Origin of the sequence: Enterobacter cloacae complex sp. GF14B, from assembly GCF_004136805.1 — a bacterium.
Taxonomy (GTDB): domain Bacteria; phylum Pseudomonadota; class Gammaproteobacteria; order Enterobacterales; family Enterobacteriaceae; genus Enterobacter; species Enterobacter hormaechei_C.
In genome coordinates this window covers 21,077-43,781 of record NZ_QFRV01000011.1, presented here as the reverse complement: position 1 = coordinate 43,781, position 22,705 = coordinate 21,077, and the positions used below count along the sequence as shown (strand labels likewise).

The window sequence follows — 22,705 nt, the reverse complement described above, 5'->3', positions numbered from 1 at the left end:
TTTTCTTAACCTGAACGACGACGATTACGCGGTGCACCGCCGGAACGACGCGGGCCATTGCCGGAGCGTGGACGTGTAAGGCGCTTAGGTGGCGGCAACTCGCTTAACAGCGCTTCCGGATTGTATTTGCTCTGTGGAATAGAGTGACCGATGTAGGTCTCAATGGCCGGAAGGTTCAGCGCATACTCTTCACACGCAAGGCTGATGGAGTGACCGCTTGCGCCTGCACGACCAGTACGACCGATACGGTGTACATAGTCTTCACAGTCATCTGGCAGGTCATAGTTAAAGACGTGCGTCACGGCTGGAATGTGCAGGCCACGGGCCGCCACGTCGGTCGCGACCAGAATATCAAGGTCGCCACGAGTAAATTCGTCGAGAATGCGCAGGCGTTTTTTCTGCGCCACGTCGCCGGTCAGCAGACCCACACGGTGACCATCTGCCGCCAGGTGTCCCCAGATATCTTCACAGCGGTGTTTGGTGTTCGCGAAGATAATCGCGCGATCCGGCCACTCTTCTTCGATCAGGGTTTGCAACAGGCGCATTTTCTCTTCATTAGAAGGATAAAAAAGCTCTTCTTTAATGCGGTGCCCGGTTTTCTGCTCCGGTTCTACTTCCACATATTCCGCGTTGTTCATCTGCTCGAATGCGAGTTCACGTACGCGGTATGACAGGGTTGCGGAGAACAGCATGTTCAGACGCTGGTTTGCCGCAGGCATACGGCGGAACAGCCAGCGGATGTCTTTAATGAAGCCCAGATCGTACATGCGGTCTGCTTCATCCAGCACCACGACCTGGATTGCGCCGAGGTTGATATGGTTCTGTTTGGCGTAGTCGATAAGACGGCCGGTGGTCCCAATCAGGATATCGACGCCGCTTTCCAGCACTTTCAGCTGTTTATCGTAGCCGTCGCCGCCGTAGGCCAGGCCAAGTTTCAGGCCGGTGGCTTGCGCCAGGGGCTCAGCGTCTGCGTGGATCTGTACCGCCAGTTCTCGCGTCGGGGCCATAATTAGCGCGCGCGGCTGGTTAACTTTGCGGTCTGCAATCGCTGGGTGAGAAAGTAAATAATGAAACGTTGACGTTAAAAACGCCATCGTTTTGCCAGTACCGGTTTGCGCCTGCCCTGCAACATCGCGACCGGCCAGCGTCAGCGGCAGGGCGAGAGCCTGAATGGGCGTGCAGTTATGAAACCCTTTAGCTTCAAGGGCTTCGATCACCTTTGGGTGCAGGGCGAAGTCGGAAAACTTCTGTTCTGTTAAATGTGTTTTGCTCATAGTGTGGTAGAATATCAGCTTACTATTGCTTTACGAAAGCGTATCCGGTGAAATAAAGTCAACCTTTAGTTGGTTAATGCGACATCAACACGTCGTTGGTGGAGACAAAACCAACGTACCAGGCTTATTCCTGTGGAGTTATATATGAGCGATAAAATTATTCACCTGACTGACGACAGTTTTGACACGGACGTACTTAAAGCTGACGGGCTGATCCTCGTTGATTTCTGGGCTGAATGGTGTGGTCCTTGCAAAATGATCGCTCCGATTCTGGATGAAATCGCTGACGAATATCAGGGCAAACTGACCGTTGCCAAGCTGAACATCGACCAGAACCCGGGCACCGCGCCAAAATACGGTATCCGTGGCATCCCGACCCTGCTGCTGTTCAAGAACGGTGACGTGGCAGCGACCAAAGTGGGCGCACTGTCCAAAGGTCAACTGAAAGAGTTCCTGGACGCTAACCTGGCGTAAGGTTTCTCAGCTGAGCGTCCAGAGCGCCTAATTAACGGCGAGATCTGGACGCCCGGCTTTAGGCGTGCTAAGTTAGCTATGACTACGTTTTAAACATATCTTGTTGTTTGAATCTTGTTTTACCCGATACTTCCCGTTGTTAACATAAACAGTGCGTGAAGTTGCTAGATTCCGGGCTTGTCACTCAATCCGTCTTGTCGTTTCAGTTCTGCGTTCTTTCCCTGTGACCAGACAGCGAACAGACATGAGGTGATGGCCGCTAAACAGGCATGGATGACCCTGCCATACCATTCACAACATTAAGTTCGAGAATCACCCCGAGTTTAAGAACCCACACCATTATGAATCTTACCGAATTAAAGAATACGCCGGTTTCTGAGCTGATCACTCTCGGCGAAAATATGGGACTGGAAAACCAGGCTCGTATGCGCAAGCAGGACATCATTTTCGCCATCCTGAAGCAGCACGCTAAGAGTGGCGAAGATATCTTTGGCGACGGTGTGCTGGAGATACTGCAAGACGGATTTGGTTTCCTCCGCTCCGCAGACAGCTCCTACCTCGCCGGCCCTGACGACATCTACGTATCCCCTAGCCAAATCCGCCGTTTCAACCTCCGCACTGGTGACACCATTTCAGGTAAGATTCGTCCTCCAAAAGAGGGTGAACGCTACTTTGCGCTGTTGAAGGTTAACGAAGTTAACTACGACAAACCGGAAAACTCCCGCAATAAGATCCTGTTCGAGAACTTAACGCCGCTGCACGCGAACTCTCGCCTGCGCATGGAGCGTGGTAACGGGTCTACTGAAGACTTAACCGCGCGTGTGCTGGATCTGGCATCGCCAATTGGTCGTGGCCAGCGTGGTCTGATTGTAGCGCCGCCAAAAGCCGGTAAAACCATGCTGCTGCAAAACATCGCGCAGAGCATTGCTTACAACCACCCAGACTGTGTGCTGATGGTGCTGCTGATTGACGAACGTCCGGAAGAAGTGACCGAGATGCAGCGTCTGGTGAAAGGGGAAGTGGTTGCGTCTACCTTCGACGAGCCTGCTTCCCGCCACGTTCAGGTTGCGGAAATGGTTATCGAGAAGGCGAAACGCCTGGTTGAGCACAAGAAAGATGTGATCATCCTGCTCGACTCCATCACCCGTCTGGCGCGTGCCTACAACACCGTGGTGCCGGCTTCCGGTAAAGTACTGACCGGTGGTGTGGATGCCAACGCCCTGCATCGTCCGAAGCGTTTCTTCGGTGCGGCGCGTAACGTGGAAGAGGGCGGTAGCCTGACCATTATCGCGACGGCGCTGATCGATACCGGCTCCAAAATGGACGAAGTTATCTACGAAGAGTTCAAAGGTACAGGCAACATGGAACTGCACCTTTCTCGTAAAATCGCAGAAAAACGCGTCTTCCCGGCGATCGACTACAACCGTTCCGGTACCCGTAAAGAAGAGCTGCTTACCACTCAGGAAGAGCTTCAGAAAATGTGGATCCTGCGCAAAATCATCCATCCAATGGGCGAAATCGACGCAATGGAATTCCTCATCAACAAACTGGCGATGACCAAAACGAACGACGATTTCTTCGACATGATGAAACGCTCGTAACGCAAATAATCCCAGTAAACGCCACGTTTTTACGTGGCGTTTTTTATTTATGGACTATACGCTATTACCACACACTCCCAATTTTGACCTGTCGGTGCGACAATAAGAATGTTTGCACAGTCAAAGAAATAATTGATTGAAAAACATACAAAGGGAGTTGTGAGAAGCCATCTTTAATCCTTCTGAGGCAGAGGCTTCATGGTTATACTTCCGGGACTAACATTTGTTGAGAGCAATCCATTGTGAATCTACTCACTGCAGTAACTGAGCTGATCAGTATTTTTTTATTCACAACCTGTTTTTTGTTCATTGCGCGCAAGGTAGCAAAAAGAATTGGGTTAGTGGACAAACCGAACTTCCGTAAACGTCATCAGGGGCTTATTCCGCTGGTGGGCGGCATTTCGGTATACGCAGGCATCTGTTTCACATTCGGGATCGCGGATTATTATATCCCCCATGCCGCACTCTATCTGGCATGTGCCGGTGTGCTGGTACTGGTCGGCGCCCTTGATGATCGTTTTGATATCAGCGTGAAGTTCCGCGCGACGGTACAGGCGGCCATTGGCATCATTATGATGGTGGTAGGCGGCCTCTATCTCAGAAGCCTGGGCTACGTGTTTGGTCCCTGGGAGCTGGTGCTTGGGCCATTCGGCTTCTTCCTGACGCTGTTTGCCGTGTGGGCGGCTATCAACGCCTTTAACATGGTTGACGGTATCGACGGTCTGCTTGGTGGGCTGTCCTCTGTTTCGTTTGGCGCGATCGGCATCATCTTATGGTTTGACGGCCAGTACAGCCTGTCAATGTGGTGCTTTGCTATGATTGCCGCCATCCTGCCATACATCTGCCTGAACCTGGGTGTGTTAGGGCGTCGCTATAAAGTCTTTATGGGCGATGCGGGCAGTACCCTGATTGGCTTTACGGTTATCTGGGTCCTGCTGGAAACCACGCAGGGTAAAACGCACCCTATCAGCCCGGTAACGGCTCTCTGGATTATCGCCATCCCGCTGATGGACATGGTCGCTATTATGTACCGCCGTCTGCGTAAAGGGATGAGCCCGTTTTCTCCCGATCGGCAGCATATTCACCACCTGATTATGCGCGCCGGCTTCACGTCTCGTCAGGCATTTGTGTTGATTACGCTTGCGGCTGCTATTCTGGCTGCGATTGGCGTTGCCGCGGAATACGCACATTTCATTCCTGAATGGGTAATGTTGGTATTATTCTTGCTAGCATTTTTCATGTACGGTTACTGCATCAAGCGTGCATGGAAAGTCGCGCGTTTTATTAAACGTTTAAAACGCAGGATGCGTCGGAACAGTGGCAAAAACACAACATTAACTAAGTAAAACCGGGACTATGATGACTCAACCGTTGGCGGGAGCGAAATCAGTGGGCACTGAGAACGAGCTGGATATTCGTGGTTTGTTTCGCGTGTTATGGCAGGGCAAACTGTGGATTGTAGGGATTGCCCTGGGGTTCGCGCTGTTAGCGCTTGCTTACACCTTCTTTGCAAAACAAGAGTGGAGCGCCACGGCGATCACAGACCGACCAACGGTGAATATGCTTGGAGGCTACTACTCCCAGCAGCAATTCCTGCGTAATCTTGATATCAAGGCCAATCTGGCGACCCCGGATCAGGCCTCGGTGATGGATGAATCCTACAAAGAGTTTGTGATGCAGCTGGCGTCGTGGGATACACGTCGCGATTTCTGGTCCCAGACGGACTACTACAAGCAGCGCATGGTCGGTAACAGCAAAGCGGATGCCGCGCTGCTGGATGATCTGATTAATAACATTCAGTTTATGCCTGGCGATGTGCTTCGTAACGTTAGCGACAGCGTGAAGCTGATTGCGGAAACGGCGCCGGACGCCAATAACCTGTTGCGTCAGTACGTTGCTTTTGCCAGCCAGCGCGCGGCCAGTCATTTGAATGACGAGCTGAAAGGCGCCTGGGCTGCGCGCACTATCCAGATGAAAGCGCAGGTCAAACGCCAGGAAGAGGTCGCTAAGGCCATCTTCGCCCGTCGCGTGCATAATCTTGAGCAGGCGCTGAAGATTGCGGAACAGCACAATATTTCCCGTAGCGAAACGGATGTTCCGGCGGACGAACTCCCGGATTCAGAAATGTTCCTTCTTGGTCGCCCAATGCTTCAGGCACGTCTGGAAAATATCCAGGCCGTTGGCCCTGACTTTGACCTTGATTACGACCAAAACCGCGCCATGCTCAATACGCTCAACGTCGGTCCAACGCTGGACCCGCGTTTTCAGACCTATCGTTATTTAAGAACGCCTGAAGAGCCTGTAAAACGCGATAGTCCGCGTCGCGCATTCCTGATGATCATGTGGGGGATTGTGGGCGCACTGACTGGCGCTGGCGTAGCGTTATTGCGTCGCCGCACAAACTAAGAACGCCGTCTACGATGAAGGCTGTGACCTTCATCGTCTAATCGAAGAGAATCGATGTGAAAGTACTAACCGTATTTGGCACCAGGCCGGAGGCCATCAAGATGGCGCCTCTGGTTCATGCGCTGGCCAGAGATCCTGATATTGAAGCGAAAGTGTGCGTGACTGCCCAGCACCGTGAGATGCTCGATCAGGTCTTAACCCTCTTTTCTATCGTCCCGGATTACGATCTCAATATAATGAAACCGGGACAGGGACTGACGGAAATAACCTGCCGTATTCTGCAAGAATTAAAGCCTATTCTGGAGTCGTTCAAGCCGGATGTAGTGCTGGTGCACGGCGACACCACTACTACCGTGGCAACCAGCCTGGCCGCGTTCTATCAGCGTATCCCCGTTGGTCATATTGAAGCGGGTCTGCGTACCGGCAATCTCTATTCCCCGTGGCCGGAAGAGGCCAACCGTACGCTCACCGGTCACCTGGCGATGTACCATTTTGCGCCAACCGAGAACTCACGCCAAAACCTGCTGCGCGAAAATATCAGCGACAGCAAGATCTTCGTCACCGGCAATACGGTCATTGATGCGCTGATTTGGGTGCGTGACCGCGTGCTGGCTAACAGCGAGCTTCAGGCAGAACTTGCTGCGCGCTATCCGTTCCTGAACAACGGCAAGAAAACGATTCTGGTGACGGGCCACCGCCGCGAAAGCTTTGGTCGTGGCTTTGAGCAAATCTGCCACGCGCTGGCTGAAATCGCTGCGCAGAACGAGGATGTGCAGATTGTCTATCCGGTGCACCTCAACCCGAACGTCAGCGAACCGGTCAACCGTATCCTGGGTCACGTGGAAAACGTGCTCCTGATCGAGCCGCAGGACTATCTGCCATTTGTCTGGCTGATGAACCACGCCTGGCTGATCCTAACCGATTCTGGCGGCATTCAGGAAGAGGCGCCCTCCCTCGGTAAGCCGGTACTGGTGATGCGTGAAACCACCGAACGCCCGGAAGCGGTTACTGCCGGTACCGTGCGTCTGGTGGGAACGGATCCGCGTCGTATTGTCGAAGAGGTCACGCGCTTACTGCATGACGATGAAGAGTATCAGGCGATGAGCCGGGCCCACAATCCGTACGGTGACGGGCAGGCTTGTGGTCGTATTTTGCACGCACTTAAACACAATCGGGTAACGCTATGAGTTTTACTACCATCTCTGTTGTTGGTCTTGGCTATATCGGGCTGCCTACTGCGGCGGCCTTTGCCTCTCGTCAAAAGCAGGTCGTTGGCGTAGATATCAACGCGCACGCGGTGGAAACCATCAACCGTGGCGAAATTCATATCGTGGAGCCCGATCTCGATCGCGTGGTGAAAAAGGCGGTGGACGGTGGCTTCCTGCGCGCCAGCACCACGCCGGTAGAAGCCGATGCGTACCTGATTGCGGTTCCAACGCCCTTTAAAGGCGATCATGAGCCTGACATGGTTTACGTCGAGGCGGCGGCAAAATCCATTGCGCCTGTGCTGAAGAAAGGGGCGCTGGTTATCCTTGAGTCCACTTCACCTGTTGGGGCAACCGAGCAGATGGCACAGTGGCTGGCCGAGGCGCGTCCCGATCTTAGCTTCCCCCAGCAGGTGGGCGACCAGGCCGATATCAATATCGCCTACTGCCCTGAGCGCGTACTGCCAGGCCAGGTGATGGTGGAACTGATTAAAAATGACCGCGTGATTGGCGGCATGACGCCAGTCTGCTCCGCGCGCGCCAGCGAGCTGTATAAAATTTTCCTTGAAGGCGAATGTGTGGTGACCAACTCCCGCACCGCCGAAATGTGCAAACTGACCGAAAACAGTTTCCGCGACGTTAACATCGCGTTTGCGAATGAACTGTCGTTGATTTGCGCCGATCAGGGGATTAACGTCTGGGAACTTATTCGCCTTGCCAACCGTCACCCCCGCGTGAACATCCTTCAGCCGGGGCCGGGCGTGGGTGGGCACTGCATCGCGGTCGATCCGTGGTTTATCGTGGCGCAAAATCCGGAACAGGCACGCCTGATTCGCACCGCGCGCGAAGTAAACGACCATAAACCGCACTGGGTTATCAACCAGGTCAAAGCCACGGTCGCGGATTGCCTGGCCGACAGCGGCAAACGCGCCAGTGAGCTGAAAATTGCCTGCTTTGGTCTGGCATTCAAACCGAATATTGACGATCTGCGCGAAAGCCCGGCGATGGAAATTGCCGAAATGATCGCTGCCTGGCACAGCGGTGAAACGCTGGTGGTTGAGCCGAATATTCATGCGTTGCCGGCAAAACTTGCCGGTCACTGCACCCTTACCGCCCTGGATGACGCGCTGGCGACGGCGGATGTGCTGGTGCTGCTGGTGGATCACAATGCGTTTAAAGCGGTTTCCGGTGATGCCGTACGTCAGCAGTATGTTGTTGATACCAAAGGCGTGTGGCGTTGAGTATCCTCAACGGCGTGCTGGAGTCTCTTGAGTGGGAAAGCGCATTTTTTGCGCGTCCCTCAGCGATAGTGCGTCTGCGCGACAATGCCCCTGCGTTGCAGGATGCAGACTTCAGCGCCTGGCAGCGCGTACAGGCTAAGATCCCGGCGGACCGCGCCGATCTGCTGGACGCCCTCCAGCAGCACGGATTCCGGCTGGTCGAGGGCGAGGTTGATCTCTCTGTTACCGTGGCTCGCTACGCCTCACCGGGCGCGGAAATTGCAACGGAGCAGGATATCCCCACGCTGCGCAAGATGGCGGCGCTGGCCTTCGCTCAGAGCCGTTTCCGGGCGCCCTGGTATGCGCCCGATGACAGCGGTCGCTTTTATGCTCAGTGGATAGAGAATGCGGTCAAAGGCACGTTTGACCACGTCTGTCTGGTGTTCCGTACTGACGGGGGACAGATTCAGGGTTTTGTTTCGCTTCGCAGGCTCACCGAGCACGAGGCGCGCATCGGATTGTTAGCCGGGCGCGGCATGGGCGAGAAACTCATGCAGGCGGCGCTGCACTGGGCGGAGCAACAACAGGTATCGACGCTGCGGGTCGCAACCCAGATGGGCAACACCGCTGCGCTTAAACGTTATATTGCGAGTGGTGCCAGCATCGACGCCACCGCCTACTGGTTATACAGGTGACAAGATGATTCCATTTAACGCGCCTCCCGTTGTGGGCACTGAACTTGATTACATGCAGTCGGCTATGGGCAGCGGCAAGCTCTGTGGCGACGGCGGTTTTACCCGCCGCTGCCAGCAGTGGATGGAGCAACGTTTTCACAGTGCCAAGGTGCTGCTGACGCCGTCCTGTACCGCATCGCTCGAGATGGCGGCGCTGCTGCTGGATATCCAGCCTGGCGATGAAGTGATCATGCCGAGCTACACCTTCGTCTCCACGGCGAACGCGTTTGTCCTGCGCGGGGCGAAAATCGTGTTTGTGGATATCCGTCCGGATACCATGAACATCGACGAAACGCTGATTGAAGCGGCGATCACTGACAAAACGCGGGCGATTGTGCCGGTGCATTACGCGGGCGTGGCCTGTGAGATGGACACCATCATGGCCATCGCCAAAAAGCACAACCTGTTTGTGGTGGAAGACGCCGCGCAGGGCGTGATGTCCACCTACAAAGGGCGCGCGCTGGGCACCATCGGTCATATCGGCTGCTTTAGCTTCCACGAAACCAAAAACTACACCGCAGGCGGCGAAGGCGGCGCGACGCTGATTAACGATCGTGCCCTGGTGGAGCGTGCGGAAGTGATCCGTGAAAAAGGGACCAACCGCAGCCAGTTCTTCCGCGGTCAGGTGGATAAGTACACCTGGCGCGATATCGGCTCAAGCTACCTGATGGCGGATTTGCAGGCCGCGTATCTCTGGGCGCAGCTGGAAGCGGCAGAGCGAATCAATCTGCAACGCCTCTCCCTGTGGCAAACCTACTACGACGCGCTGGAGCCGCTGGCAAAAGCCGGACGTATTGAACTGCCGACTATTCCGGCAGACTGTATCCACAACGCTCACATGTTCTACATCAAGCTGCGCGATAACGACGATCGCAGCAAGCTGATTACCTGGCTGAAAGAGGCGGAAATTATGGCGGTATTCCACTATATTCCGCTGCACTCCAGCCCGGCTGGCGAAGCCTTCGGGATGTTTGCCGGTGAAGACCGCTACACCACCAAAGAGAGCGAACGTCTGCTCCGCCTCCCCCTGTTCTACAACCTCGCGCCGGTGAACCAGCGTACGGTGATCAATTCGCTTCTGAGTTATTTCGCCTGATATGTCTCTGGCAAAAGCGTCGGTGTGGACGGCAGCGTCCACGCTAGTAAAAATTGGCGCCGGGTTACTGGTCGTCAAGCTGCTGGCCGTCTCATTTGGTCCGTCAGGCGTTGGGCTGGCAGGGAACTTCCGCCAGCTGGTCACGGTGCTTGGCGTGCTGGCGGGAGCCGGGATATTCAATGGCGTCACCAAATACGTCGCGCAGCATCATGACGATGCCGAAAAGCTCCGCACGGTGGTGGGCACCTCCTCGGCTATGGTGCTGGGCTTCTCTACGTTGCTGGCCGTCGTCTTTTTGCTGGCGGCGGCACCCATCAGCCAGGGGCTGTTCGGACACACGCATTATCAGGGGCTGGTGCGCCTGGTGGCGCTCGTTCAGATGGGGATCGCCTGGGCAAACCTGCTGCTGGCGCTGATGAAAGGCTTCCGTGATGCCGCCGGGAATGCGCTGGCGCTGATCCTCGGCAGCATCATCGGCGTTATCGCCTACTACTTTTGCTATCGGCTGGGCGGCTATGAAGGCGCGCTGCTGGGGCTGGCGCTGGTGCCTGCGCTCGTTGTCATTCCGGCAGCGTTTATGCTGATGCGCAGAGGCAATGTCCCGCTGAATTACCTGAAACCGCAGTGGGACAAGATGCTGGCGGGGCAGCTCGGTAAGTTTACCCTGATGGCGCTCATCACTTCGGTAACGCTTCCCGTTGCCTACGTGATGATGCGAAACCTGCTGGCAGCGCATTACAGCTGGGATGAAGTGGGGATCTGGCAGGGCGTGAGCAGCATTTCAGATGCTTACCTCCAATTTATTACGGCTTCCTTTAGCGTCTATTTACTGCCAACCTTATCGCGCCTGACTTCCAGGCAGGATATTACCCGCGAGATTTTTCGCTCCCTGCTTTTTGTATTGCCGGCGGTTGCGATCGCCAGCTTTACCGTCTGGTTACTGCGTGATTTCGCCATCTGGCTGCTGTTTTCGGCGAAGTTTACCGCCATGCGCGATCTGTTTGCCTGGCAACTGGTCGGCGATGTGCTGAAAGTGGGGGCATACGTTTTCGGCTATCTGGTGATTGCGAAGGCTTCGCTGCGGTTGTATATCCTGGCAGAGATCGGCCAGTTTGCGCTGCTGACGGCATTTTCTCACTGGCTGATCCCCACCCACGGTGCGCTGGGGGCGGCTCAGGCCTATATGGCAACTTATATCGTTTATTTCGCTGCCTGTTGCGGCGTATTTTTACTTTGGCGTAAACGCGCATGACTGCACTGATACACATACTGGGATCGGATATCCCGCATCACAACCAGACCGTTCTACGTTTCTTCAATGATGAACTGGCATCCGGCACGCCCGATGCGCGCGAGTTTATGGTCGTTGGACGCGATAACGGTCTGAGCGCGGCGTGTCCGGCATTGCACATCACCTTCTGGCCAGACAAAGCGGCGCTGACCAAAGCCGTTGTCGCGAAAGCTAAAGCGGACCGAAGCCAGCGTTTCTTCTTCCACGGACAGTTCAATACTGGCCTGTGGCTGGCGCTGTTAAGCGGCGGGATAAAACCTTCCCAGTTCAGCTGGCATATCTGGGGAGCGGATCTCTACGAAGTCTCCCGTGGCTGGAAATTCCGTCTTTTCTATCCGCTGCGTCGTCTGGCCCAGGCGCGCGTGGGCTGCGTTTTTGCTACCCGTGGCGATCTCAACTATTTTGCTAAACAGCACCCGAAGGTTCGCGGGGAGCTGCTCTATTTTCCGACCCGTATGGATCCGGCGCTGAACACCCTGGCGAATGACGCGATTCGTGAGGGCAAACTGACCATCCTGGTGGGAAATTCCGGCGATCGCAGTAACGAGCATGTCGCGGCGCTGCGGGCGGTACATCAGCAGTTTGGCGATACGGTGAACGTAGTGGTGCCGATGGGCTATCCCGCTAATAACGACGCCTACATCAATGACGTTCGCCAGCAGGGGCTTGCGCTGTTTAGCGCGGAAAATCTGCACATTCTCAACGATAAGCTGGAATTTGATGACTATCTCGCGCTCCTGCGAAAATGCGATCTGGGCTATTTCATCTTTGCCCGTCAGCAGGGGATTGGTACGCTGTGTCTGCTGATTCAGGCGGGCGTACCGTGCGTGCTCAACCGCGAAAACCCGTTCTGGCAGGACATGGCCGAACAGCATATTCCGGTGCTGTTTACCTCTGACACGCTTAATGTCGAGGTCGTACGGGAAGCGCAGCGTCAGCTCACGCTGGTGGATAAAAATAGCATCGACTTTTTCAGCCCGAACTACCTCACGCCGTGGCACCACGCGCTGCGTATTGCTTCAGGAGACAACGCATGAGCCAGTTGCAATTTAGCGGCTTGCTGGTGGTCTGGCTGCTGAGCACGCTGTTTATCGCCACGCTCACCTGGTTTGAGTTCCGGCGCGTACGTTTTAACTTCAACGTTTTCTTCTCGCTGCTGTTTTTGCTGACCTTTTTCTTTGGCTTCCCGCTGACCAGCATCCTCGTGTTCCGCTTTGATGTTGGCGTCGCTCCGCCGGAAATCTTGTTGCAGGCACTGCTCTCTGCGACCTGCTTCTACGCGGTGTATTACGTCACCTATAAAACGCGCCTGCGCGCGGCGAAAGACACCGCACCCCGTCGTCCGCTGTTTACCATGAACCGGGTAGAAACCCATCTGACGTGGGTTATGCTGATGACCATCGCCCTCGTCAGCGTGGCGATCTTCTTCATGCATAACGGCTTTTTACTGTTTAAGTTACAGTCCTATAGCCAGATTTTCTCCGCCGAAGTCTCTGGTGTCGCGCTCAAGCGTTTCTTCTATTTCTTCATTCCGGCGATGCTGGTGGTCTTTTTCCTGCGTCAGGACAGCAAAGCCTGGCTGTTCTTCCTGGTCAGCACCGTCGCATTTGGCATTCTGACCTACATGATCGTCGGCGGCACCCGCGCCAACATCATTATCGCCTTCGCGATTTTCCTGTTTATCGGCATTATTCGCGGCTGGATCTCGCTGTGGATGCTGGCGGCGGCAGGCGTCTTTGGCATTGTGGGGATGTTCTGGCTGGCGCTGAAGCGCTACGGACTGAACGTGGCGGGCGACGAAGCGTTTTATACCTTCCTGTATCTGACGCGCGACACCTTCTCGCCGTGGGAAAACCTGGCATTGCTGCTGCAAAACTACGACAAAATCGAATTCCAGGGGCTGGCGCCGATTGTTCGCGATTTCTATGTCTTTATACCGACGTGGCTGTGGCCTGACCGTCCCGGTATTGTCCTGAACACGGCGAACTACTTTACCTGGGAAGTGCTGAACAACCATTCGGGCCTGGCGATTTCCCCAACCCTGATTGGCTCGCTGGTAGTGATGGGCGGAACGTGGTTTATCCTGCCGGGCGCGATCGCGGTCGGGTTGATAATAAAATGGTTCGACTGGCTATATACGCTGGGTAACGAAGAGACCAACCGCTACAAAGCCGCTGTTTTGCACAGTTTCTGTTTCGGTGCCATTTTCAATATGATCGTTCTGGCGCGCGAGGGGCTGGATTCATTCGTCTCACGCGTGGTGTTCTTTATGGTCGTTTTCGGACTCTGTCTGCTGCTGGCAAAACTGCTGTACTGGTTGTTTGACAGTGCAGGGCTTGTGCACAGACGTGAGCCACAGGGCAGCACAACGCTGTCGCAAGTCTGAGTAGGGATTATCATGACGGATACAACTTCAGCCCCGCGTTATGCGCTGCGCGGGCTACAGCTGATTGGCTGGCGAGACATGCAGCACGCGCTGGATTTCCTGTTCGCGGACGGGCAGATGAAATCGGGCACGCTTGTGGCCATCAACGCAGAAAAAATGCTGGCGGTTGAAGATAATGCGGAAGTGAAAAGCCTGATTGAAGCCGCGGAGTTTAAATACGCAGACGGTATTAGCGTGGTGCGTTCAATTCGTAAAAAGTTTCCAGACGCTAATGTGTCTCGCGTGGCGGGAGCTGACCTTTGGGAGCGGCTTATGGAACGCGCAGGCGCTGAAGGCACACCGGTATTTTTGATCGGCGGCAAGCCAGAGGTGCTGGCGCAGACCGAACAAAAGCTGCGTAACCAGTGGAATGTTAACATCGTGGGCAGTCAGGATGGCTATTTCAGGCCGGAAGATCGCCAGGCGTTATATGAGCGCGTGCGCGACAGCGGGGCGAAAATTGTCACTGTCGCCATGGGGTCGCCGCGGCAGGAAATTCTGATGCGCGATTGCCGTCTGGTCAGCCCGGATGCGCTCTATATGGGCGTCGGCGGCACCTACGACGTCTTTACCGGCCACGTTAAGCGTGCGCCCAAAGTCTGGCAAAACCTGGGGCTGGAGTGGCTCTACCGCCTGCTTTCTCAACCGACACGAATCAAACGACAGATTCGTCTTCTGCGCTACCTCGCCTGGCACTACACCGGTAAAATGTAATCAATATGCAGCGCGATCTGCTGTTCGCGCTGCAACGCCCCCTGCAAAGCTGCTGAATTTCTGTGCAATGCATTCATTTTTTTAATGCATTGTTTGCCATTTGCCAGAATTTAAGAAACCATTCGCTCCGTATTTCAGTACCCCTCAAAAACAATACCCGGCAATAAGTCGGGAAACAGCAAACACAACCGAGGAATTATGGCAGAGAAAAAACCGGAGCTTCAGCGTGGGCTGGAAGCTCGACATATTGAATTGATCGCGCTGGGCGGGACTATCGGCGTTGGCCTGTTTATGGGCTCGGCAAGCACGCTGAAATGGGCGGGGCCTTCCGTCCTGCTGGCGTATATTATTGCCGGACTGTTCGTCTTCTTCATCATGCGCTCAATGGGCGAAATGCTGTTCCTGGAGCCGGTAACGGGCTCTTTCGCCGTTTACGCCCACCGGTATATGAGCCCGTTCTTTGGTTATCTCACGGCCTGGTCGTACTGGTTTATGTGGATGGCCGTCGGGATTTCGGAGATCACCGCCATCGGGGTCTACGTGCAGTTCTGGTTCCCGGAGATGGCCCAGTGGATACCTGCGCTTATTGCCGTAGGGCTAGTGGCGCTGGCGAACCTTGCCGCCGTTCGTCTTTACGGTGAAATCGAGTTCTGGTTTGCGATGATCAAAGTTACCACCATCATCGTGATGATTGTTGTGGGTCTGGGTGTCATCTTCTTTGGCTTCGGTAACGGCGGGCACGCTATCGGTTTCGGTAACCTGACCGGGCACGGCGGCTTTTTTGCGGGTGGCTGGAAGGGCTTTCTGACGGCGCTCTGTATCGTTGTCGCCTCCTATCAGGGCGTTGAGCTGATCGGCATTACCGCCGGTGAGGCGAAAAACCCGCAGGTCACACTGCGTAGCGCGGTAGGCAAGGTGCTGTGGCGTATCCTGATTTTCTATGTGGGCGCGATCTTCGTTATCGTGACCATTTTCCCATGGAACGAGATCGGCACCACCGGCAGCCCGTTTGTCTTAACTTTCGCTAAGATTGGCATCACGGCGGCAGCCGCCATTATCAACTTTGTGGTACTGACGGCGGCGCTTTCCGGCTGTAACAGCGGAATGTACAGCTGTGGGCGTATGCTTTACGCGCTCTCGCAAAACAAACAGCTGCCGGCTGTGATGGGCAAAGTCTCCCGCGTAGGTGTACCGGTGGCGGGCGTAGCGGTGTCGATTGTGATTTTGCTGATTGGCTCTTGCCTGAACTACATCATCCCAAATCCGCAGCGCGTGTTTGTTTACGTCTATAGCGCCAGCGTGCTGCCGGGGATGGTACCGTGGTTTGTCATTTTGATTAGCCAGTTGCGTTTCCGGCAGGCGCACAAAAAAGCGATCGCCAGCCATCCGTTCCGCTCCATTCTGTTCCCGTATGCGAACTATTTGACGATGGCGTTCCTGATTTGCGTATTAATTGGAATGTACTTTAATGAAGATACCCGCATGTCGCTGTTTGTCGGGATGATCTTCCTGGCTGCCGTCACAGCTGCATATAAACTTTTTGGCCTGGGTCGCCGTGGCTCCGCCCATAAAGTGGAGGAATAAGCGGCAAAATGTGCAAACCATAACCAAACGCGCATTTTTTTCAAAAAAGCACTAGACAGCGGGGACGGAGGTACGTAATATCCAGCCCCGCAACGGCGCTAAGCGCCCGTAGCTCAGCTGGATAGAGCGCTGCCCTCCGGAGGCAGAGGTCTCAGGTTCGAATCCTGTCGGGCGCGCCATTTTAGTCCCGGCGCTAGAGCTGCGGTGGTCTGAGAAGTAGTCAGAACCGCGTGAAAGAATACAGTGGTGGCTATAGCTCAGTTGGTAGAGCCCTGGATTGTGATTCCAGTTGTCGTGGGTTCGAATCCCATTAGCCACCCCATTATTGAAAGAGTTGTGAATTGCGAAGGTGGCGGAATTGGTAGACGCGCTAGCTTCAGGTGTTAGTGTTCTTACGGACGTGGGGGTTCAAGTCCCCCCCCTCGCACCACGACTTTTAATGAGTTGAACTAAAAATTCAAAAAAGCAGTACATCGGCGAGTAGCGCAGCTTGGTAGCGCAACTGGTTTGGGACCAGTGGGTCGGAGGTTCGAATCCTCTCTCGCCGACCAATTTTGAACCCCGCTTCGGCGGGGTTTTTTGTTTTCTGCGTTTTTTTATCCTGTAGTCATTTCCCGACAACACCCCACATCCTTGTCGCGATTCAGCGACATATAAACCATTAATATTTAAGTATTTATTATTTTACCTCTTAACCTGTCTCCTTGTGGCGACAGATCACCGACTTTAGCGCGATGTTGTATGGCTTCAGGCGGTTCTTAACAGCATAATTTCCTTTTATCTTAAAATGTTGCGCGATGTAAAAGTTCTGCGTGTAAACCTGGCACATTACATGCAATAATATGCGTGTAGATGCTCATTCCATCTCTTATGTTCGCCTTAAGGCCTCATAAACTCAGGAATGACGCAGAGCCGTTTACGGTGCTTATCGTCCACTGACAGATGTCGCTTCGGCCTCATCAGACACCATGGACACAACGTTGAGTGAAGCACCAAATATGTTGTCTTACAGACCTGTTTTAACGCCTGCTTTTATAGCAGGCGTTTTTTTATGCCTTATTCACGATAATGGGCCAGGACCAGCGCCACCAACAGCAGTGCGATAGCAGAGACAGCATATAGCGTCTGAGCCGCTCCCAATATCGTCGCCGTCATTGCGGCGAGGCCCGTAAAAAGGGAAGCGCTCAACGTTTGCCAGCGCCAGGCCTTACCGCTGGCAGCGGATATCTGTATAGCCTGAAAATTACTCAGTACCCCAAACGTACCCGCCGCAAAAACGATATTCGACGCCAGATGCGCGATAAAGATCATCCCCAGCGCAAGCACGACCCATGCGGATAAAAACGGAAGCAACCCATAGGCTGCCAGAAAAAGAGCAAGACAGCTAAGTAGCAAAGGCGATCTTGCTGCAAAGCGCGTCAGACTCTCTTTTCTGAGCAGCAAGGGGCCACAAAGCTGTCCCAGACTTCTGGCAAAAAGCAAGGGCAGCGCAAGCCCAGCGGCATTCTCGGGGTTGATCTGCTGCGCCAGTGCTGGCAGCAACGCCATTGCAGGCGAGCCTACGGCAGCAAGGGCAGGCAAAATCAGCAAACTGCGTTTTTGTCGAAGGGTCAGAGTTTGCCAGCGCAATGCCACAGGTTGAGGGTCCCCGACAGGCAACGGTGCTGGACGCGCTACATACTGGCGTTCTGCGAGAAACAGCATGACCAGCGATCCCATAAAACTGGCGGCGTCGATGACCAGTAAGGCGAAGACCGGGATGCGCTGGAACAACACTACACCCAGCCCGGTTCCTAACAAAACCTGGGAGGCAAAAACCACATTTTCCAGACACGTTGCCGCAGGCAGTTCTGCCTCATGCAGTCCGCGTTTAAACAGAAGCGTTAACGCAGGCCAGCTCATCCCGCTCAGCAACGCTTCTGTGGATTGCACCGCAAGCAGCGCCGGTATGCTGTGGTAATGTGCGCCTGAAAGGGGAAAGAGCAGGGCGAGCAAGCCCAGCCATTCGGTCAGCATCAACAGGTAGAGAGGTGAAAACCGCTGGCACAGCTTTTCACCAATCAGGCTGCCGATATAACCGGGCACCGTAGCAAAAAGGAAGGCGAGGGTTAACAGCGCTGACGGGGCTGACCACTGTAACAATAATCCGAAAACAACAACCTGAGTTAAGCCATTACCCAGGGAGCTAAAGATAAAGGCGCAGGCCAGCAGGCGGAGCCAGCGATGGCACCGCAGCGCTTCGAAAAGCGCATATAAAAGCGAGTTCATGACGATATCCTTTCAGAAACGGTTTATTCCACGCGGGTAAGCGCGTGTGCAAAAAAAAGTTAAGGAAAAGACATCGTTACATTGGCGGGTTCGTTTGCAGATAAGTGTTAAAAGAATGTAGCAGGAGAAATGAGATAAAAAAAGGAGGCCATCTGGCCTCCTGTTAATTACTGCTGCGTTCCGTTATTTTGCAACGTCAATAACAGCCCATCACGGCGCATAGCTGCGGCCTCTTCCGGCTTGTGTTGCTTGTCCAGCGAATCAGCAAGCCAGGCGTAATCAAATGCGTCCGGGCGTTGCTTCAGCGCGGCGCGGAAGGCGAGACTCGCCTCCTGCCACTCGCCGTGTTTCATCAGAGACTGGCCCAGCGTACTCCACAGCAGCGGACGATCGCCCACGGTTTTGATCTGCTGGCGCAGTGCTTTTTCAATTTGTTCCGGATTGTTGGTTTTCAGACGCGGGATGACCATCACCAGGCGGTCATCATACTGTCGCTTGAGACCGTCGAGGAGGATCTCCTGCGCGGTGTCATGGTCGTCACACTCAATCAGATGTTCTGCCATCGCAACCTGAAGAGGAACCTGCTGGCGCGTTTTGCGGCTCTGGTTTTTCCACCAGGTTTTCAGGCCGTCGCTGCCGAGATCGGCGCGCGCCTGATCCATCAGGCCAATCCAGGCCAGACGCTGAAGTTCATCACGATGTTCATCATCACCCACGTCGGCTTTCGCCATGGAAGGGATAATGTCCAGCAGCGAGCCCCATGCACCGGTCCGAATATATGCCTGCTCAGCAAGACGCAGCACTTCCGGATGACGAGGGGTAATTTCCAGCAGACGGTCAACGCCGTGACGTGCGGCATGGTTTTCATTGCGCGCCAGTTGCAGACGAACGCGGGTGATCTCAACCGGAATCGGATCCTTAGTAGAGAGCTCAGACGCGCGTTCAAGATGCTGATTGGCGCGGGCCTCATCGCCTCGCTGTTGCGCCGCCTCAGCGGCCAGCAGATAGTTAACAACCGGCTGTTCTGCATGGTCGGCATTTTTCGACATTAGCTTTTCAACCTGCTGATAGTCGCCTTCGGCCAGCTTCAGCAATGCCTGCTCGGTCTGCTTACGGGCGCGACGGCGCTTACGGCCAACGAACCAGCCGCGCGTATGTACGCCGGTGCGGAAAATACGACGCAGGAGCCACTCCACTGCCAGCAGAACGACCACACCCAGGATCAGGATAATCACCAGCCCTGTTACGCTGGTTTCGATGTTGTAGTTATCGGTCTGGATCAATACGTAACCCTGGTGACCCGCAAGCATCGGCCCCAGTACAATCCCGGCGATCAGCAGGATGAAGAGTAAGAAGACTTTTAGCATCATTACTCTCCTTGCGGCGCGCTTTCAGGCGCTGGCGCGGCGGCAGGTGCTTCAGCCGGACGCTCTGCCGGAACGCCCGGCTGGGCCAGCAAGTTACGCACGCGCGTCTGCATGATCTTCTCCAGAATCGGCTGACTTTCCAGCTTGTCCGGTACGTTCATGGTGATGTTTTGCTGGCTCAGCTTGTCGATATCCTCGAGGAACGCGGTCGTGGTTGCATCATTGGTATCGTAGTAAGCACGTACCCAGGTTGAAACGTTATCCAGCGCCTGTTTGTAGGTCTCTTCCTGGTGACGCGGCACGGCCTGCGCCGCGACCAACAGGCGGGAACGAATGTTTTCGCGTAGATAGACGTCCTGGTTCGGTGCCAGCAGCGGCACGGCAGTTTCATCGCGGCGGCGAATGGTTATAAAGCTGTCCATAAAGTTCTGCCAGCTCTTTTGCAGGTTGATACGCCATTCGCTCAGGGAACTGGACAGCTCGGTACCGTCGGAATCCATCGGAGAGTCATCGTCGTTGTTATCGGCCAGCTGAAGGTTATCAATCTGGTTCGAGAGCTGATTCACCTTAAGGATGATACCGTCGTAGTCGACCTGAGAAACCGCGGACAGGCTGGCGATATCTTCCGTAATAGCGCGGCGTGCGTTGATGAGGCTCGGATCGTTCATATCAGCCAGGCTTGCGTCGGCGCTTTTCAGCAGCGCGGCGGCGGTGGTGACATCCTGATCGCTCCAGAGCTTGCGCCCAGCTAGTTTCACCAGAAAATCGGCCTGTGAAAGTAGCCAGGTTTTGGCATCGGTTCCCGAAATTGTGGCGACTTTTTCCTGCACTTCGCTCAGCTGTTTGGTCAACTCTTCACGTTTGCTGTTCGCGTCGGCGAGGGCGGCAGCCTGCTGTTTGATCACACCTTCCAGCTCAGCTTTTTGCGTCTCCTGCGCTTTCTGTAGGGCAGTGATTTGGTTAACCAGCGCGTCGCTGGTGGCCGTCTGGTTGGTGCCTTGTTTCTTCACCAGTCCGTAGAGACCCACGCCTGCGGCCAGCGCAATCGCGATGGCAATCACGCTCAGCGTGAGGCTGGTTTTATTGCTGCCGTTTTTCTTCTCAACGGTTGTGTCTGTCGTCTCTGGCTGTGACGTGGTGTCCACAGTCTCCCTGGTCTCTTCAACCACGGCGGAGGATTTTTCGTGTTCCGTCATTATGGCTTCCCATTTGAGAGTTATTGTAATGCGCGCAGCAGCGCATCGTTGTCGGCGTTTTCAGCGATCCGAATATCCTGCCAGCCCAGTTCCCGGGCGTGGTTCGCCAGACGCTCACTGACGACCAGAAGCCGACAGCGGAGTAACCAGTTTTCGCGATACCAAAGCGGAATCAGCGACCAAAGCTGTTGTAACATTTCACCGCTGGTGACCACCAGCGTATTAATACCGCGGGCGTGCCAGCGCATTGCTTCTTCCGCGCCATCATAGTGTTTTGCACAGCGCTGATAGCACTCCACAAACGTCACGTCTGCGCCGCGTTCGCGCAGCGTCTCGCCCAGCAGTTCGCGGCCACCGTTGCCGCGCAAAATAAGTGTGCGCTTTCCCGCAATGTTTTGTAATTCAGGTAATTGTAGCAAGACTTCGCTGATTTCCCGATCTAACGGGTAACGAACATCGATTCCGCTCGCGGTATGTAAGGCCAGCGCCGTAGTGCGCCCGATGGCGAAATAGCGGGGGGCGTGAGGCCAGCGAACGCCCTGTTGTTGCAGCTGCGCATGGGCAAACTCCACGGCATGCTGCGACAGCGCAAAGAGCAGATCGCCTTCCTGCAAGAGACGCATCTGGTCAGCGAGCTCAGGCAGCTCGCGACCGGGGGAGAATTCAATCAGCGGAAAACTCCAGGCCACCTGCCCCAGTGCGCGCAGACGGCTCACTAACTGCTCTCCTGCGGGAGAAGGGCGGGTGACAAGTATGCTCATGCAGGGGGCTCTCCGTTATAGACCTCGGCCAGAATTTCACGTGCGCCGTTATTTAGCAGCTCTTCCGCCAGCGATACGCCAAGCGCCTCGGCATCTTGCGGTTTGCCGCGACGTTCACCGCGAACCATATGCGAGCCGTCCGGCGCGCCAACCAGCGCACGCAGCCACAGTTCACCGTCAGTTAATTCAGCATAGCTGCCAATTGGCACCTGACAGCCTCCTTCGAGGCGTGTATTCATCGCGCGCTCGGCTTTTACGCGAACGGCGGTATCGTCATGATTCAGCGGCGCCAGCAGTGCCTGAGTGCGCACATCATCCAGACGACACTCAATGCCGACGGCGCCCTGGCCGACGGCGGGGAGCGACAGCTCCGGCGGCAACGCCACGCGAATACGTTCTTCCAGCCCCAGGCGTTTCAGGCCCGCAACCGCAAGAATAATGGCATCGTAGTCGCCGTTATCCAGCTTGCCAAGGCGTGTGCCGACGTTCCCGCGCAGCGAACGGATCACCAGATCCGGGCGACGTTCAGCCAGCTGACACTGGCGGCGTAAACTTGACGTGCCGACCACGCTGCCTGCCGGCAACGCATCGAGCGAGTCATATCGATTAGAGACAAACGCATCGCGCGGATCCTCGCGCTCGCAGATGGTCACCAGCCCCAGCCCTTCCGGGAACTCAACGGGCACATCCTTCATCGAATGCACGGCGATATCGGCGCGGTTCTCAAGCAATGCCAGCTCCAGCTCTTTGACAAACAGACCTTTTCCGCCCACTTTGGCCAGCGGCGTATCCAGTATGACATCGCCACGCGTAACCATTGGCACCAGCTCAACGCGTAATCCGGTGTGGCAGGCTTCCAGGCGCTGCTTAACATAATGTGCCTGCCAGAGTGCAAGAGGACTTTGGCGTGTGGCAATTCTCAAAACATTGTCTAACATGCTTGTTACCGTCATTATCAATCGCTAACCATCCTAACATTGTTGACACTCGGATGGCAGTTTTACGGTTGATGAAGAGTGAGAGGGACAGGGCGGCGTATTCGTCAGCCATCGCCGTATTCAGGAATTTACACGTACAGAACGGTGCTAC

General features: G+C 55.0%; 19 protein-coding genes and 4 tRNA genes. 17 read left to right on the top strand and 6 right to left on the bottom strand.

What is annotated here, in order from left to right:
• Positions 1-5 precede the first annotated feature (5 nt).
• Positions 6-1,274 (bottom strand): ATP-dependent RNA helicase RhlB, encoded by a 1,269-nt coding sequence (gene rhlB / locus DD606_RS06135; RefSeq protein ID WP_045894620.1) that lies wholly within the window; start codon positions 1,272-1,274, stop codon positions 6-8.
• A 144-nt stretch (positions 1,275-1,418) separates the two neighbouring features.
• Between rhlB and trxA the strand changes: the two genes are divergently transcribed.
• The 17 genes from trxA (at position 1,419) to DD606_RS06050 (ending at position 16,575) form a co-directional block, all read left to right on the top strand.
• Complete coding sequence (trxA, locus tag DD606_RS06130; protein ID WP_006812392.1) at positions 1,419-1,748, top strand: thioredoxin TrxA; 330 nt, start codon at positions 1,419-1,421, stop codon at positions 1,746-1,748.
• Between the two features lie 341 nt (positions 1,749-2,089).
• Entirely contained in the window at positions 2,090-3,349 is a 1,260-nt protein-coding gene (gene rho / locus DD606_RS06125) for a transcription termination factor Rho (RefSeq protein WP_001054528.1), read from the top strand.
• A 242-nt stretch (positions 3,350-3,591) separates the two neighbouring features.
• Positions 3,592-4,695 (top strand): UDP-N-acetylglucosamine--undecaprenyl-phosphate N-acetylglucosaminephosphotransferase, encoded by a 1,104-nt coding sequence (gene wecA, locus DD606_RS06120; RefSeq protein ID WP_001050933.1) that lies wholly within the window; start codon positions 3,592-3,594, stop codon positions 4,693-4,695.
• A 13-nt stretch (positions 4,696-4,708) separates the two neighbouring features.
• Entirely contained in the window at positions 4,709-5,755 is a 1,047-nt protein-coding gene (wzzE, locus tag DD606_RS06115; RefSeq protein WP_017383601.1) for an ECA polysaccharide chain length modulation protein, read from the top strand.
• A 56-nt stretch (positions 5,756-5,811) separates the two neighbouring features.
• On the top strand, positions 5,812-6,942 hold the full coding sequence (gene wecB / locus DD606_RS06110; protein ID WP_006812390.1) for a non-hydrolyzing UDP-N-acetylglucosamine 2-epimerase: 1,131 nt from the start codon (positions 5,812-5,814) through the stop codon (positions 6,940-6,942).
• Positions 6,939-8,201: a UDP-N-acetyl-D-mannosamine dehydrogenase gene (gene wecC, locus DD606_RS06105; RefSeq protein ID WP_022650164.1), complete on the top strand. Its 1,263-nt coding sequence runs from the start codon at positions 6,939-6,941 to the stop codon at positions 8,199-8,201. Before wecB ends, wecC begins: the two co-directional genes overlap by 4 nt.
• Positions 8,198-8,875, top strand: coding sequence for a dTDP-4-amino-4,6-dideoxy-D-galactose acyltransferase (gene rffC, locus DD606_RS06100; RefSeq protein WP_022650165.1), 678 nt, complete (start codon positions 8,198-8,200; stop codon positions 8,873-8,875). Before wecC ends, rffC begins: the two co-directional genes overlap by 4 nt.
• A 4-nt stretch (positions 8,876-8,879) precedes the next feature.
• The gene (gene rffA / locus DD606_RS06095) at positions 8,880-10,010 is read left to right on the top strand and encodes a dTDP-4-amino-4,6-dideoxygalactose transaminase (protein WP_129258360.1); all 1,131 of its coding nucleotides are present in this window, start codon (positions 8,880-8,882) and stop codon (positions 10,008-10,010) included.
• A gap of 1 nt (position 10,011) precedes the next feature.
• On the top strand, positions 10,012-11,262 hold the full coding sequence (gene wzxE / locus DD606_RS06090; protein WP_129258358.1) for a lipid III flippase WzxE: 1,251 nt from the start codon (positions 10,012-10,014) through the stop codon (positions 11,260-11,262).
• Complete coding sequence (locus DD606_RS06085; protein ID WP_022650167.1) at positions 11,259-12,338, top strand: TDP-N-acetylfucosamine:lipid II N-acetylfucosaminyltransferase; 1,080 nt, start codon at positions 11,259-11,261, stop codon at positions 12,336-12,338. Before wzxE ends, DD606_RS06085 begins: the two co-directional genes overlap by 4 nt.
• Entirely contained in the window at positions 12,335-13,687 is a 1,353-nt protein-coding gene (gene wzyE, locus DD606_RS06080; protein WP_023323983.1) for an ECA oligosaccharide polymerase, read from the top strand. Before DD606_RS06085 ends, wzyE begins: the two co-directional genes overlap by 4 nt.
• Positions 13,688-13,699: 12 nt before the next feature.
• Positions 13,700-14,440 carry a lipopolysaccharide N-acetylmannosaminouronosyltransferase gene (gene wecG / locus DD606_RS06075; RefSeq protein ID WP_022646653.1) on the top strand — a complete coding sequence of 247 codons (741 nt, stop codon included), beginning with the start codon at positions 13,700-13,702 and terminating at the stop codon, positions 14,438-14,440.
• 198 nt (positions 14,441-14,638) lie between these two features.
• Positions 14,639-16,024 carry an amino acid permease gene (locus tag DD606_RS06070; protein WP_017693946.1) on the top strand — a complete coding sequence of 462 codons (1,386 nt, stop codon included), beginning with the start codon at positions 14,639-14,641 and terminating at the stop codon, positions 16,022-16,024.
• 102 nt (positions 16,025-16,126) lie between these two features.
• A tRNA-Arg gene (locus DD606_RS06065) sits at positions 16,127-16,203 on the top strand.
• A 67-nt stretch (positions 16,204-16,270) separates the two neighbouring features.
• Positions 16,271-16,346, top strand: a tRNA-His gene (locus DD606_RS06060).
• A gap of 21 nt (positions 16,347-16,367) precedes the next feature.
• Positions 16,368-16,454, top strand: a tRNA-Leu gene (locus tag DD606_RS06055).
• Between the two features lie 44 nt (positions 16,455-16,498).
• Positions 16,499-16,575: transfer RNA gene (locus tag DD606_RS06050), tRNA-Pro, on the top strand.
• A gap of 505 nt (positions 16,576-17,080) precedes the next feature.
• Here DD606_RS06050 and DD606_RS06045 read toward each other — a convergent pair.
• The 5 genes from DD606_RS06045 to hemC form a co-directional block, all read right to left on the bottom strand.
• Complete coding sequence (locus DD606_RS06045) at positions 17,081-18,292, bottom strand: hypothetical protein (RefSeq protein ID WP_050871032.1); 1,212 nt, start codon at positions 18,290-18,292, stop codon at positions 17,081-17,083.
• A 167-nt stretch (positions 18,293-18,459) separates the two neighbouring features.
• Positions 18,460-19,659, bottom strand: a complete 1,200-nt coding sequence (hemY, locus tag DD606_RS06040) for a protoheme IX biogenesis protein HemY (protein WP_026080629.1) — start codon at positions 19,657-19,659, stop codon at positions 18,460-18,462.
• A 2-nt stretch (positions 19,660-19,661) separates the two neighbouring features.
• Positions 19,662-20,855: a uroporphyrinogen-III C-methyltransferase gene (gene hemX / locus DD606_RS06035; RefSeq protein ID WP_006812379.1), complete on the bottom strand. Its 1,194-nt coding sequence runs from the start codon at positions 20,853-20,855 to the stop codon at positions 19,662-19,664.
• 20 nt (positions 20,856-20,875) lie between these two features.
• Complete coding sequence (gene hemD / locus DD606_RS06030) at positions 20,876-21,616, bottom strand: uroporphyrinogen-III synthase (protein WP_045332949.1); 741 nt, start codon at positions 21,614-21,616, stop codon at positions 20,876-20,878.
• Complete coding sequence (hemC, locus tag DD606_RS06025) at positions 21,613-22,554, bottom strand: hydroxymethylbilane synthase (RefSeq protein WP_032628002.1); 942 nt, start codon at positions 22,552-22,554, stop codon at positions 21,613-21,615. The genes hemD and hemC overlap by 4 nt, the downstream gene beginning before the upstream one ends.
• Positions 22,555-22,705: the final 151 nt, after the last annotated feature.

Bases quoted from the DNA above. Each gene is read 5' to 3' on its own strand.
- rhlB (WP_045894620.1), bottom strand. From the start codon at position 1,274: ATGAGCAAAACACATTTAACAGAACAGAAGTTTTCCGACTTCGCCCTG.
- trxA (WP_006812392.1), top strand. From the start codon at position 1,419: ATGAGCGATAAAATTATTCACCTGACTGACGACAGTTTTGACACGGAC.
- rho (WP_001054528.1), top strand. From the start codon at position 2,090: ATGAATCTTACCGAATTAAAGAATACGCCGGTTTCTGAGCTGATCACT.
- wzzE (WP_017383601.1), top strand. From the start codon at position 4,709: ATGACTCAACCGTTGGCGGGAGCGAAATCAGTGGGCACTGAGAACGAG.
- wecC (WP_022650164.1), top strand. From the start codon at position 6,939: ATGAGTTTTACTACCATCTCTGTTGTTGGTCTTGGCTATATCGGGCTG.
- rffA (WP_129258360.1), top strand. From the start codon at position 8,880: ATGATTCCATTTAACGCGCCTCCCGTTGTGGGCACTGAACTTGATTAC.
- wzxE (WP_129258358.1), top strand. From the start codon at position 10,012: ATGTCTCTGGCAAAAGCGTCGGTGTGGACGGCAGCGTCCACGCTAGTA.
- DD606_RS06085 (WP_022650167.1), top strand. From the start codon at position 11,259: ATGACTGCACTGATACACATACTGGGATCGGATATCCCGCATCACAAC.
- wzyE (WP_023323983.1), top strand. From the start codon at position 12,335: ATGAGCCAGTTGCAATTTAGCGGCTTGCTGGTGGTCTGGCTGCTGAGC.
- wecG (WP_022646653.1), top strand. From the start codon at position 13,700: ATGACGGATACAACTTCAGCCCCGCGTTATGCGCTGCGCGGGCTACAG.
- DD606_RS06070 (WP_017693946.1), top strand. From the start codon at position 14,639: ATGGCAGAGAAAAAACCGGAGCTTCAGCGTGGGCTGGAAGCTCGACAT.
- DD606_RS06045 (WP_050871032.1), bottom strand. From the start codon at position 18,292: ATGAACTCGCTTTTATATGCGCTTTTCGAAGCGCTGCGGTGCCATCGC.
- hemY (WP_026080629.1), bottom strand. From the start codon at position 19,659: ATGCTAAAAGTCTTCTTACTCTTCATCCTGCTGATCGCCGGGATTGTA.
- hemX (WP_006812379.1), bottom strand. From the start codon at position 20,855: ATGACGGAACACGAAAAATCCTCCGCCGTGGTTGAAGAGACCAGGGAG.
- hemD (WP_045332949.1), bottom strand. From the start codon at position 21,616: ATGAGCATACTTGTCACCCGCCCTTCTCCCGCAGGAGAGCAGTTAGTG.
- hemC (WP_032628002.1), bottom strand. From the start codon at position 22,554: ATGTTAGACAATGTTTTGAGAATTGCCACACGCCAAAGTCCTCTTGCA.